General features: G+C 61.3%; 5 protein-coding genes, 2 tRNA genes and 3 rRNA genes. 9 read left to right on the forward strand and 1 reads right to left on the reverse strand.

Annotated features, from left to right (window positions below; genetic code table 11):
- Positions 1-84 precede the first annotated feature (84 nt).
- The 7 genes from KA248_05030 to KA248_05060 all read left to right on the forward strand — a co-directional run bounded on the left by KA248_05030 (position 85) and on the right by KA248_05060 (position 8,881).
- Positions 85-1,655, forward strand: a 16S ribosomal RNA gene (locus tag KA248_05030).
- Between the two features lie 256 nt (positions 1,656-1,911).
- Positions 1,912-1,987 (forward strand) — tRNA-Ala (locus tag KA248_05035).
- Positions 1,988-2,121: 134 nt separating this feature from the next.
- Positions 2,122-2,195 (forward strand) — tRNA-Ile (locus tag KA248_05040).
- Positions 2,196-2,363: 168 nt separating this feature from the next.
- Positions 2,364-5,351 (forward strand): 23S ribosomal RNA (locus tag KA248_05045).
- A gap of 79 nt (positions 5,352-5,430) precedes the next feature.
- Positions 5,431-5,546 (forward strand): 5S ribosomal RNA (rrf, locus tag KA248_05050).
- Together the 16S, 23S and 5S rRNA genes with 2 tRNA genes alongside form the textbook arrangement of a ribosomal RNA operon.
- 209 nt (positions 5,547-5,755) lie before the next feature.
- Complete coding sequence (locus KA248_05055) at positions 5,756-7,543, forward strand: 30S ribosomal protein S1 (GenBank protein MBP7829264.1); 1,788 nt, start codon at positions 5,756-5,758, stop codon at positions 7,541-7,543.
- A 117-nt stretch (positions 7,544-7,660) separates the two neighbouring features.
- Positions 7,661-8,881: a tyrosine--tRNA ligase gene (locus tag KA248_05060; GenBank protein MBP7829265.1), complete on the forward strand. Its 1,221-nt coding sequence runs from the start codon at positions 7,661-7,663 to the stop codon at positions 8,879-8,881.
- Between the two features lie 9 nt (positions 8,882-8,890).
- On the opposite strand, the gene KA248_05065 is transcribed toward KA248_05060, so the two are convergent.
- Entirely contained in the window at positions 8,891-10,255 is a 1,365-nt protein-coding gene (locus KA248_05065; GenBank protein ID MBP7829266.1) for an ankyrin repeat domain-containing protein, read from the reverse strand.
- A 186-nt stretch (positions 10,256-10,441) separates the two neighbouring features.
- Here KA248_05065 and KA248_05070 point away from each other — a divergent pair, with 186 nt between their 5' ends.
- Entirely contained in the window at positions 10,442-12,649 is a 2,208-nt protein-coding gene (locus KA248_05070) for an LPS-assembly protein LptD (protein ID MBP7829267.1), read from the forward strand.
- Positions 12,650-12,670: 21 nt separating this feature from the next.
- The gene (locus KA248_05075) at positions 12,671-13,612 is read left to right on the forward strand and encodes an SDR family oxidoreductase (protein MBP7829268.1); all 942 of its coding nucleotides are present in this window, start codon (positions 12,671-12,673) and stop codon (positions 13,610-13,612) included.
- Positions 13,613-13,616 lie beyond the last annotated feature (4 nt).

Raw genomic sequence — 13,616 nt, forward strand, 5'->3', positions numbered from 1 at the left:
TTCCACAATCCCGTTTACGGGGTTGTTGATTTGGGATCAATAAACCGTCCGAGCCGGAAACGGCGAGGATGGGCTCAACGTTTTTTAACGGAGAGTTTGATCCTGGCTCAGAACGAACGCTGGCGGCGTGGATTAGGCATGCAAGTCGAACGAGATCCGGAGCTATAGCAATATAATTCCGGTGACAGTGGCGAAAGGGTGAGTAACACGCGGGCAACCTGCCCTTCAGTTGGGGATAGCTCTGCGAAAGCGGAATTAATACCGAATGTGGTCGTCCCGGGCATCCGGGACTGTCCAAAGCCGGGGATCCGAAAGGACCTGGCGCTGAAGGATGGGCCCACGTACTATCAGCTAGTTGGTGAGGTAACGGCCCACCAAGGCTATGACGGTTAGCTGGTCTGAGAGGATGGTCAGCCACACTGGGACTGAGACACTGCCCAGACTCCTACGGGAGGCTGCAGTCGAGAATCATTCGCAATGGGCGAAAGCCTGACGGTGCGACGCCGCGTGCAGGATGAAGGTCTTCGGATTGTAAACTGCTGTCGTGAGGGAGCAACGGCCACCGGGCTAACACCCCGGAGGCGTGATAGTACCTCAGGAGGAAGCCACGGCTAACTCTGTGCCAGCAGCCGCGGTAATACAGAGGCGGCGAGCGTTGTTCGGATTTACTGGGCGTAAAGGGTGCGTAGGCGGTTCCGTATGTCGGATGTGAAATCTCACGGCTCAACTGTGGAATGGCATCCGAAACTGCGGGGCTCGAGTACCGGAGAGGAAGGCGGAATTCTAGGTGTAGCGGTGAAATGCGTAGATATCTAGAGGTACACCGGTGGCGAAGGCGGCCTTCTGGACGGATACTGACGCTGAGGCACGAAAGCTGGGGGAGCAAACAGGATTAGATACCCTGGTAGTCCCAGCCCTAAACGGTGCGCACTTGGTGTGAGCGGCATTGTCCCCGTTCGCGCCGGAGCTAACGCGTTAAGTGCGCCGCCTGGGGAGTACGGTCGCAAGATTAAAACTCAAAGGAATTGACGGGGGCCCGCACAAGCGGTGGAGCATGTGGCTTAATTCGATGCAACGCGAAGAACCTTACCTGGACTTGACATGCGGCTGCAAGCCCCCGGAAACGGGGGCCCCCTTCGAGGGTGCCGCACAGGTGCTGCATGGCTGTCGTCAGCTCGTGCCGTGAGGTGTTAGGTTAAGTCCTGCAACGAGCGCAACCCCTGTGGTTAGTTGCTCTTTGGGCGCAAGCCCGAAGCACTCTAATCAGACCGCCTGTGAAAAGCAGGAGGAAGGTGGGGATGACGTCAAGTCAGTATGGTCCTTATGTCCAGGGCTGCACACGTGCTACAATGAACAGTACAGAAGGACGCAAAACCGCGAGGTGGAGCTAATCCCCAAAACTGTTCACAGTTCAGATTGAAGTCTGCAACTCGACTTCATGAAGCTGGAATCGCTAGTAATGGCGCATCAGCTACGGCGCCGTGAATACGTTCCCGGGCCTTGTACACACCGCCCGTCACATCATGGAAGTCGACTGCACCCGAAGTCACCGGTACGACCCGCAAGGGAGGATGGTGCCGAAGGTGTGGTTGATGACTGGGATGAAGTCGTAACAAGGTAGCCGTAGGGGAACCTGCGGCTGGATCACCTCCTTTCTAAGGAGCACCAAGGCGGTTGATTGGAAGACGGGTTGATTGGAGGATTGGTTTCCAATCATCGAATCATCAAATCAACAAATCAACCTGCTGCGGTAGGACAATCGTCCCGCCCCGTTTTTAACGGGGCGAAGACGACCTTCCGACGGGGCAACCCGTGGGAAGTTTCATCATCAGGCCTGGCACGTCGCGCCGCTTCTGGTCCGAAGATTGCGTAAGTCCAACGGATGGTCGTCTCGGCCCTCTTATTTTTCGAGGGGGCATAGCTCAGTTGGAAGAGCACGAGCTTTGCAAGCTCGGGGTCAGGGGTTCGAACCCCCTTGCCTCCACCAGGCTTCGTCCGAGGCGAAGCCGAGGATGAAGCCTGCCACGGCGAAGTCCCCGACCGCAGGGAGGGGGTGAAGCCGGGCCGGACTTGGAGTTCGCCTCGAACTACGCCCGGGCAAGCCATAGCGAGGTTTTGCTCGGGCGTGTAGCTCAGTTGGTTAGAGCGCGTCCCTGATAAGGACGAGGTCCCTGGTTCGACTCCAGGCACGCCCATGCCATCCGGTTTATTCGGTCTTGAACATTTTCCCGCCGCAGGCGGGTGGTTCTTTGACAATTGCATAGAGAGAGGGGTAGTACAATTCTTCACCGAAGAATTAACTAGATTCCCCGACGACCCGGCGCGCAAGCGGCGGGAAGAAGGGGATGTGACCAATGAATTTTGGTCAAGCTCAAAAGGGCGCATGGTGGATGCCTTGGCATCAGCAGGCGATGAAGGACGTAGCAAGCTGCGATAAGCTCCGGGGAGCGGCAAACACGCATTGATCCGGAGATGTCCGAATGGGGAAACCCATCCCGAGTCATGTCGGGATACTGGAGCTCGAATAAAATAGGGCTTCAGGGCAATACCGGGGGAAGTGAAACATCTCAGTACCCCGAGGAAAAGAAAGCGCAAGCGATTCCCTGAGTAGTGGCGAGCGAAAGGGGAACAGCCCAAACCCCGCGGTTTACCGCGGGGGGTTGCGGGACTCCGATATGAGACCGGGACGGATAGAGGAAGGTTCTGGAAAGAACCGCCAGAGAGGGTGACAGGCCCGTACTCGAAATCCGAAACGGCTCTAGGAGTATCCCAAGTAGAGCGGGACACGTGAAACCCTGCTTGAATCCGGAAGGTCCACCTTCCAAGGCTAAATACTTGCTGATGACCGATAGTGAACCAGTACCGTGAGGGAAAGGTGAAAAGAACCCTTTTTAAGGGAGTGAAATAGTACCTGAAACCATACGCTTACAAGCTGTGGTAGCCCTGCCCCGCCGCAAGGCGGGTGTCGGGGTGGCCGCTTGCCTTTTGCATAATGAGTCCGCGAGTTACGTTATCCGGCGAGGTTAAGTCGCGACAGCGACGCAACCGTAGCGAAAGCGAGTGCGAAATGCGCGTCTAGTCGGATGCCGTAGACCCGAAGCCGTGTGAGCTACCCATGGCCAGGATGAAACGAGGGTAACACCTCGTGGAGGTCCGAACTAGTGGATGTTGAAAAATCCTTGGATGAGCTGTGGGTTGGAGCGAAAGACTTACCAAACTCGGTGATAGCTGGTTCTCCTCGAAATAACTTTAGGGTTAGCCTGCGCGATTGCTCGTGCCGGAGGTAGAGCACTGAATGGACTAGGGTCCTTACCGGGATTCCGACGCCAATCAAACTCCGAATACCGGCGCAGACACGCGTGGAGGTAGACAGCGGGGGATAAGCTCCGTTGTCAAGAGGGAAAAAGCCCAGACCGCCGGCTAAGGCCCCCGAAGCAGGTTAAGTGCGTAAGGATGTGAGATTGCTAAGACAGCTAGGATGTTGGCTTAGAGGCAGCCATCATTTAAACAGTGCGTAACAGCTGACTAGTCGAGTGATCTCGCGCCGAAAATGATCGGGACTAAAACCTGCTGCCGAAGCCGCGGATTGACGGCGCTCTTCGGAGCGCTGCCAGTGGTAGAGGAGCGTTGTGTGCGGATTGAAGTCCGAGGGTAACCGGAGATGGACTGCACACAAGTGATTATGCGGACATGAGTAACGACAAGTCCGATGAGAATTCGGACCGCCGAAATCCCAAGATTTCCTGGGGAAGGTTCGTCCACCCAGGGTTAGTCGGTCCCTAACCCGAGGCCGAAAGGCGTAGGGGATGGGTAACAGGTTTAATATTCCTGTACTACCGGCTTGGCGTTCGAGCGATGGAGGGACGCAGGAAGCTAGGTTGGCCATCGATTGGAAGTGATGGTCCAAGCCCGTAGGAGGTTCCGGTTGGCAAATCCGCCGGGGCAACTCCGAAAGGTGACGGGACGTTCCCGCGCGAGCGGGGGCGGATCAACCGATGCTAGACTGCCAGGAAAGACCTTCTAGCGAGCCAGGCAGGTAACCGTATCGCAAACCGACACAGGTGGGAGGGTAGAAAATACCCAGGCGCGCGAGAGAAACCTCGTTAAGGAACTCGGCAATCTAGCCCCGTAACTTCGGAAGAAGGGGTCCTCCAAGGGGTCATCGTAACAGAGAAGCCCGCTGGAGGCGCAGTGAAAGAGCTCAGGCGACTGTTTATCAAAAACACAGCACTCTGCTAACTCGCAAGAGGATGTATAGGGTGTGACACGTGACCAATGCCGTAAGGTTAAGGTGAGAGGTTAGCCGCAAGGCGACGCTTTGAACTGAAGCCCCGGTGAATGTCGGCCGTAACTATAACGGTCCTAAGGTAGCGAAATTCCTTGTCGGGTAAGTTCCGACCTGCACGAATCGTGTAACGATCTGAGCGCTGTCTCAACGAGGATCTCGGTGAAATTGTAATTCCGGTGCAAATGCCGGATACCCGCAGTAGGACGGAAAGACCCTGTGAACCTTTACTGTAATCTGATATTGGGTTTTGGTTGATGATGTGTAGCATAGCTGGGAGGCTGCGAAGCTTGGGCGTCAGCTCAGGTGGAGCCAACAGTGAAATACCAGTCTTTATTAACCGGAATTCTAACCGTGTCCCGTGAAACCGGGCGGGGGACAGTGTCAGAGGGTCAGTTTGACTGGGGCGGTTTCCTCCAAAAGAATAACGGAGGAGCGCGAAGGTTCCCTCAGCACGGTCGGCAATCGTGCGTAGAGCGTATAAGTAGAAGGGAGCTTAACTGCGAGACTAACAAGTCGAGCAGGTGCGAAAGCAGGCTTAAGTGATCCGGTGGTTGCAAGTGGTAGCGCCATCGCTCAACGGACAAAAGGTACTCCGGGGATAACAGGCTGATCGCCGCCAAGAGTCCATATCGACGCGGCGGTTTGGCACCTCGATGTCGGCTCATCGCATCCTGGGGCTGTAGAAGGTCCCAAGGGTTTGGCTGTTCGCCAATTAAAGCGGTACGCGAGCTGGGTTCAGAACGTCGTGAGACAGTTCGGTCTTTATCCACTGTGGGCGCATGACATTTGAGGAGAACATTCCTTAGTACGAGAGGACCGGGAATGACGCACCGCTGGTGTTCCGGTTGTCCCGCCAGGGGCATCGCCGGGTAGCTATGTGCGGAATGGATAAGCGCTGAAAGCATCTAAGCGCCAAGCCGTCTCCAAGATAAGATGTCAATTTCCGGGGGCGCAAGTCTCCGGGATATAGGCCGGTTGAAGACCACGACCTTGATAGGCTGGGTGTGTACGCTCCGCGAGGAGTTGAGCTAACCAGTCCTAATCAGCCTATTAGCTTGACCATTTTTTTACGTACTTCGGGTGGCCCTCCCATGCAGGGGGACCGCCACCCTCTCTCTATGCATTGTTCTTTTAGAGTTTTTCCCGGCGACCATGGCGAGGAGGAAACACCCGTTCCCATTCCGAACACGATCGTTAAGCTCCTCAGCGGCGATGGTACTGTGGTAATCGGCCATGGGAGAGTAGCACGTCGCCGGGTTTATTATTTCACGGGGCTGTTCGGTGGAAACCGGACAGCCCCTTTTTTTAAAGCATGAACCGCGGTGGACACGGATGAATCGGATGACCGGATGGAGATCTGCGCATCCGTGTAATCCGTGGTCCCCGAATCAATTGCCCGCGAAATGAAGGGGCGGTTTCGCGGGGCCGAAGCAGCAGGATACGCCCGGAACCCTAACCGTTAGCAACATGGAAAAAACCAAGGTTCAGAAGCAGAAGATGGATGTCGACCTTCAAAAACTCGAAGGCGACGAGCAGGCCGATGCCTCCAAGATGTACGAAGACACCCTCAAGGAATTCAACGAGGGCTCGATCGTCAACGGCAAGGTCCTGGAAGTCCGGCCGACGGAAGTCCTCGTGGACATCGGCTACAAGTCCGAAGGCTGCATTCCCCTGTACGAGTTCGGGACGGCCGAGGATGTCAAGGCGGGGGACCAGGTCGAAGTGCTCCTCGAGAAGCTCGAGGACGACGACGGCATGGTCGTGTTGAGCAAGAAGCGCGCCGAACAGCAACGCACCTGGAACCGCGTGGTGGACACCTGCGAAGAGGGCTCCATCCTCGAGGGCACGGTCAAGGGCCGGGTCAAGGGCGGCCTGATCGTGGATATCGGCGTGGACGCGTTCCTGCCGGGATCCCAGGTCGACGTGCTGCCCGTCCGCAACCCGGACGAGCTGCTCGGCAAGAAGCTGGAATTCAAGATTCTCAAGATCAACAAGGAACGCCGCAATGTTGTGCTGTCCCGCCGCGAACTGCTCGAGGAGCGCCGGCGCGAACAGAAGAAGAAGCTGCTTACCGAGATCCAGCCCGGCCAGGTGCGCAAGGGCATGGTCAAGAATATCACCGACTTCGGCGCGTTCATCGACCTGAACGGCATGGACGGCCTGCTCCATATCACCGATATGAGCTGGGGCCGCCTCAACCACCCCTCGGAAATGCTCGCGGTCGGCCAGGAAGTCGAAGTCACCGTGCTCGACGTCAATCTGGAGAAGGAGCGCATTTCCCTGGGCCTCAAGCAGCGCCTCCCGAATCCGTGGGACGACATCGAGGCCAAGTACCCGATCGGTACCCGCATCCGTGGCAAGGTGGTCAAGCTGGTCCCGTACGGCGCGTTCGTCCAGGTCGAGGAGGGCGTCGAGGGCCTGGTGCACGTCTCCGAGATGTCCTGGACCAAGCGTGTCGTGCGCGCCTCGGATGTGCTCAATGTCGACGACATGGTCGAAGCCGTCGTGTTGAATATCAACAAGGACGAGCAGAAGATCTCGCTCGGCATCCGGCAGACCGAGGCCAACCCGTGGGACCTGGTGGCCCAGCATTACGCCATCGGCGCCCGCGTCAAGGGGGTGGTCCGCAACTTCACCAACTACGGCGCCTTCGTCCAGTTGGAGGAGGGCGTGGACGGCATGATCCACGTCTCCGACATGTCCTGGACCCGCAAGATCAACCACCCCTCGGAAGTCCTCAAGAAGGGCGACGAGGTCGAGGCCGTCGTGCTCGAAGTCGATGCCGTGAACCAGCGGATCAGCCTGGGCCTCAAGCAGGCGCAGGAAGACCCGTGGACCGGTATTTCCTCGCGGTACCAAGTGGGCCAGAAGGTCAAGGGCAAGGTCACCAAGCTGGCGTCCTTCGGCGCCTTCGTGGAGATCGAGGAGAACGTAGAGGGCCTGGTACACATCAGCCAGGTCAGCGACCAGCACATCCAGAAGGTGCGCGACGTGTTGCAGCCCGGCCAGGAGGTCGAGGCCCGCGTGATCAAGGTGGACCCGGTCGAGCGCCGGATCGGCCTCTCGATCAAGGCCGCCCAACTCGCCGACGACGAGTTCAAGGTGGACGATTCGATGCTGGAAGGCCTGCGGCCGGGCGAAGACCTGGTGGATCTCGCGGGCGCCTTCGACGCCGCTCTGGGCGTGGCCGGCCAGACCGCGGAGGAGTGGCGCCCGGGCGAGAAGAAGGAGGAGGCGCCCGAGTCCGGGTCCTGACCTGTCTGCAGGGAAAGCCCAGGAAACGCCGGCGGTCAAGCCGCCGGCGTTTTTTTCGCTTCATTTCCGGGCGTAAATCCGTACCATCGCTCGAGAAACTGATACCCCATACCGGTCATGCCTCCATCCATCGATCCATCGTTCCACGTGCTGGCCTCCCGGACCGTGGATCTCCATTCCGCGGACGAACTTCGCATTCGCCTGGAGCGCGCCCGGAAAGAGCACCGGCCGCTGCGCGTGAAATACGGGGCCGATCCGTCCGCGCCGGACATCCACCTGGGCCACGTGGTGGGTCTGAATAAGCTGCGCGAATTCCAGGACCAGGGCCACACCGTGGTCTTCATCATCGGCGATTTCACAGGCATGATCGGCGACCCGTCGGGCAAGTCCCAGACCCGGAAAGCGCTCTCCCGGGAACAGGTCCGGGAAAACGCGAAGAGCTACCAGGAACAGGTGTTCAAGATCCTGGACCCGGCGCGCACGGAAACGCGCTTCAATTCCGAATGGCTCTCCCCGATGACGTTCGAGGATGTCATCCGGCTTTCCGCGCACGTCACCGTGGCCCAGATGCTGGCCCGGGACGATTTCGGGAAGCGTTACGCAGCCCAGCAGCCGATTTCCCTGGTCGAGTTCCTGTACCCGCTGGTCCAGGCGTACGATTCGGTGATGGTGAAGGCCGACGTGGAGCTGGGCGGCACGGACCAGCTGTTCAACCTCCTGCTCGGCCGCGAATTGCAGAAGGTGTTCGGCCAGGAACCGCAGATCGCCATGACGCTGCCTTTGCTCGAAGGTCTCGACGGCGTCAACAAGATGAGCAAGAGCCTCGGTAACTACATCGGGGTGACCGAGCCGCCGAAGGAAATCTTCGGCAAGATGATGTCCGTCAGTGACGAACTCATGTGGCGCTATCTGTCCCTGGTGCTGTGCCGGCCCGAGGCGGAAATCGAGGCGCTGAAGAAGGACGTGCAGGCCGGCCGCCGGCATCCCCGGCAGGTGAAGGACGGGATCGCGCAGGAGGTCGTCGCCAAGTTCCACGGGGCCGGCGCGGCCCGGGCGGCGTCCGAGGAGTTCGCCAAGGTCTTTTCGCAGGACCAGGTCCCCGCGGATATTCCGACGGTGCGGCTGGAAGCGGCCGACCGCCCGGACGGCCGGATGAATATCGTCGCCCTGCTGGTCAAGGCGGGCCTGGCCTCGAGCAACAGCGAGGCGCGGCGGTTAGTGCAGCAGGGCGCCGTGCGGGTGGCGGACGTTAAGGTCTCCGATCCGAAGGCCGCGGTAGAGGTTCCCGACGGGGTCGTGATCCGGTGCGGCAAGCGCGGCTTTGCCCGCGTGGGATAGCGCCCGGCCTCAAATCGCTTCCGTTTCTTCTCCGGACTTGGACTTGTTCCATGCGCCGTGACGGCCTTGCCGGGCCTTGCTTTCCAGCCTCTTGAGGTTCTGGCGCTTCTGGTCGCCTAGGCTGCTGCTGATGGGCATGCCGTAGATCCGGGCCAGGCCTTCCGCGACCAGCATTTCGTCCAGATCCCCGGCGTCCGTGGTGATGAACGCGTAATACCGCGGCAGCGCGCTCTGGCCCCGCGCGTCCTCCCACTTGGTCGCGATGGTCAGCGGCTTGCCGGCCAGCGCCTGCGTCGTGAAGCGGGCGGCCTTGTGGCCGATGTTCAGCGCCTCCTCCGCCTTCAGGTTGAAGTAGCGACCCTGATCCTCGACGCGCTGGGGGAAGTTCAGGCTGGTTTCGGGCGCGTCCACGTAATAGAGGCGGAAGATGTACTCCTTGCCCTGGTGGCTGATGTGCAACGAGTCGCCGTCGTTGGAGTCGTTGTGCTCGAGGCGGCAGTTTTCAAGAAGGGTCCATCCGTTTTGTTTGCCGATCCGCGGGCCGAGCGAGTCGGCCGAGGTCCGGCCGGGCCTGTCGGGCGCGGGGGATGTTCTCCGCACCAGCCGGGGCGGGGCGGCGCCGCTCATTTGCCGCGCCAGGATCTGGTCCTCGCGCGTGAGGCGGGTGATGGGGATGCGAAAGAGCTCGTTCTGGGGGCTGCGCAGCACGACGGTGTCCGTGACGATATCCACGAATTCCGCCTCGATCTGCGCCGACGAGGCGCTGGTCCAGATGCGGAACGAGCCTCCCGTGCGGCGCGCGGCGGGGGACGGGGCGGGCGCGGCGGGGCCGGCGGCGGCCGCCGGGGCGGGAACCCACTCCTCCACCTCCGGGGCAAAATCGAACTCCGCGCCGGCTGAAATCAGAAGGTCGAAGACCTCCTTGCGGTTCTGCAGGTGCGCGGTCAGGACGGGCGTGAGGCCCTCGGCATCGTTGGCGTTGACATTGGCGCTCGCGGCGATCAGCAGGCGCTCGATGCCGGCCTGGCCCGCGGAAGCGGCCAGGTGCATGGGGGTCCGGCCGTGCGCATCCTGCGCGTTGACGTCGGCGCCCCAGGCGATCAGGAGGTCGGCGGCGGCCTCCCGCCCGAGTTCCGCCGCGACATGGAGGGGCGTGGCGCCTTGCAGGTCGCGGAGGTTGACGTCCACGCCGACGGCGCGGTTGAGCGCCAGTTCCTCGCGATGGTCGCGCCGGACCGCGTCGTGAATGGAGATTGTGGGGCGGGCCATCCGGACCACGCGGGGCGGGCGTCGCACTTCGCAGCCCGTCAGCAGCGCGAGGACCGCCAGCGCCATGCCCGCCGCCAGGATCTGCAGGACTCTCTTCTCGTTCATGGGGATCCCACCCGAACCGCCGGTCAGCATAGGGAAACGGGCCGGGCAAGGCAACCCGGCAGATGATGCCGGCCGCCCATTTAAGCGAGAAACTCCTTGGCTCACGACCGGGGGTATGGTAGCGTGCGCCCGATTCAGGAGCAGCCGATAATGCGCCGAAACATAGCGGGCCGTTGGAGGGGGATCGTGGCCGCCAGCCTATTGGCGGCCGCGGGGCCCGCGGCGGGGGCGGCCGAGAAACAGTCGGCCGAGGTCGGCGGCGCCGAGATCCACGCCGACCAGTTGGAATACGAGTCCGCGAAGCGGCTTCTGACCGGCCGGGGGAATGTCGTGATCGTGCGCGAGGCCGACGTGCTGCGGGCGGACCACGTGACGTACCGGACCGACACGCAGGACGCCGTGGCGCAGGGCAACGTCGTGCTGGAGCGTTCGGGCAGCCTGTGGCGGGGGGAGAAGCTGAAGTACAACTTCAAGACCCGCCTCGGCGATTTCGGCACCTTCGAGTACTTCGCCGATCCCTATTACATACGCGCCAAGGAATCCCGGCAGGTGTCCTCCAACGAGTTCGTGATGAAGAAGGCCGTCTTCACCACGTGCGAAGGCGAGCGCCCGCTGGTCTTCATGAAAATGAGGGAGGCGAAGATCATCGACGACATCCGGTTGCGCGCGAAGGGCGTCTGGATCTTCCTGGGGCCGCTGCCCATCCTCTACACGCCGTTCCTGTCCAAGCGGCTGGACAGCATGGGCTGGGAGTTCGTGCCCGGGCGCAGCGGCCGTTCGGGATACTTCCTGCTGTCCGCCTACACGTTCCCCGTCTCGTCCAACCTGCTGTCCTCCACGCACATCGATTACCGCAGCGAGCGCGGCTGGGCCGGCGGGCAGGACTTCATCTGGGGCAAGGCCGGGACCACGCCGCGCGGCCTGGTGACGGTGTATTACGCCGACGACCAGAAGCCGTTCAAGGACGAGGAGGAAGAGGAGGAGTGGGGCGAACTGGTGGACAGCGACCGCTACCGCCTGCGCCTCTCGGACGTGCGCAGCCTGGGGACGCGGGACACCCTGGTCACCGAGTTGAACTACTTGAGCGATCCCCGCGTGATCGAGGAGTTCTTCAACGAGGAGTTCCGCCTCCGCTCCCTGCCGGAGAACCGCGTCTCGCTGATCCACCGCGGCGACCGGTACACGGCCTCCCTGTCCGTGAACAAGCGGCTGAACGATTTCTTCGCAAACGTCAACCGCCTGCCCGAGGCCCGGCTGGACGTCCCGCGGATGCAACTCGGGGACACGCCCTTCTACTACGAGACCTATAACGGGGCGGCGTGGCTGGAACTGGAGTATCCCGAGGGCTTCGAGACCAACAACTACGACGCCATCCGGCTCGACTCCAGCCACATGCTGTACTGGCCGACCCGGCACTTCGGATTCCTGACGATCACCCCGCGCGGCGGCTACCGGGCCACCTACTATTCCACCACCTACGAGACGGCCTACGTCACGAACACGGTGGCCCTCACGGACACCAACGGCGTCATCGTGGGCGCGACGAACACGGTCGAGGAACTGGTGAAGGAAAGCGCCGGGCTTCGAAACCTGTACGAGACGGGCGTGGAGGTGTCGTTCAAGGCGTTCAAGGTGCTCCACGAGAGCCCGATTGGCCGCGATTTCCAGGGGCTCCGGCACGTCGTCGAGCCGTACGCGAAACACACCTACGTTCCCGAGCCGAACCTGCGATTCTTTGAGCTGCCGCAGTTCGACGCGGTGGACGAACTGGACCGTCGGCACGACATCTACTTCGGCGTCCGCAACAAGCTGCAGTCCAAGCGCCGCACGGGGCAGGTCGTGCCCGTGGAGCCGCCGGATTCCAGCGTAACGGACCTCCTGCTCCCGCAGAACAGCGGGCTGACCATTCATGACTTCCTCGATGTCGGCGTGTTCAGCACCTACCGGCTCGATCCCTATCCCGGCGAAAACGACTTCAGCAACGTGGATTTTGACGCCCGGTTGCGGCTGGTCGACTGGCTGCCCATCGATGCGTGGGTGACCTACGACCCGTACGAATCGGAGATCACGGAGGCCCGCGTGGAGGCCGCCCTGCTGGATCTCGAGGACGCCAGCCGGCTTTCCGTGCAGTACCTTTACCGGCTGGACAAGCGGAACCAGGTGGCGACGGACCTGCGGCTTTTCCCGTACGACCCGTGGTCCTTCCGGTTGTACATGCGGTATGACATCGAAACCAGCGAGCTCGAGGAACAGGCGTACTTCATCGAGCACAAGACCTCCTGCCTGGGGATCGGCACCGGCTACCGGAGGGTGGAGTTGGACGACGACGACCAGATCTGGTTCCAGGTCTGGCTGACGGCCTTCCCGAAGAGCTACATCAAGATGGGACTTTGATCCGGAAAGAGTGGGCAACGCATGAGCGCAGAATACCTGGTGACCGGCGGCGGCGGATTCATCGGCTCGAACCTCGTGAGGGCGTTGGTCGGGCAGGGCCGCCGTGTCCGGGTGTTCGACAACCTTTCCACCGGCCACCGGGAGAACCTCGAGGACGTGGAGTCGAGCATCGAGTTCATCCTGGGCGATCTCCGCGACGCGGAGGCGGTCAAGGGCGCGGTCCGGGGCGTGCGATACGTGCTGCACGCCGCCGCCTTGCCCTCCGTGGCCCGGTCGGTCCGGGATCCCGTCGCCACCAACGAGGTCAACGTCGCCGGCACGCTCAACCTGCTCCTGGCGGCCCGCGACGCCAAGGTAGAGCGGGTGGTGTTTTCCTCCTCGTCCTCCGTCTACGGAGACACGAAGGTCCTGCCCAAGCGGGAAGACATGCTGCCGAGCCCGCGCTCCCCGTACGCGCTGTCCAAGCTGGCGGGGGAGCACTACGGCAGCATCTTCACGGAGTTATTCGGGCTGGCGACGTTTTCCCTCCGGTACTTCAATGTCTTCGGCCCGCGCCAGGATCCCTCCTCGCAGTACTCGGCGGTGATTCCCCGTTTCATCGACGCTCTGCATCACGACCAGGCCCCCGTGATTTACGGGGATGGCATGCAAACGCGGGATTTCACGTTCGTGGAGGACGTGGTGTCGGCGAACCTCTGTTGCTGCAGCGCTCCGCTCGATGCCGCCGGGGCGGCCTACAACGTGGCCTGGGGCAACCGCATTTCGCTGCGGGAACTCGTCTCCCGGCTGAAGCAGATCATGGGCAAGAGCATCGAGCCCCTCTACGAGGCGACGCGGGCCGGGGACGTGCACGACTCGCAGGCCGATTCCGCCCTCGCCCAGTCCCGGCTTGGTTGGAAGCCGAAGGTGCCCTTCGAGGAAGGCCTGCGGCGTACCGTTGAGTGGTTCCTTGCACGGCCCTGAACGC

Source organism: Kiritimatiellia bacterium (assembly GCA_018001225.1).
GTDB lineage: Bacteria > Verrucomicrobiota > Kiritimatiellia > CAIQIC01 > JAGNIJ01 > JAGNIJ01.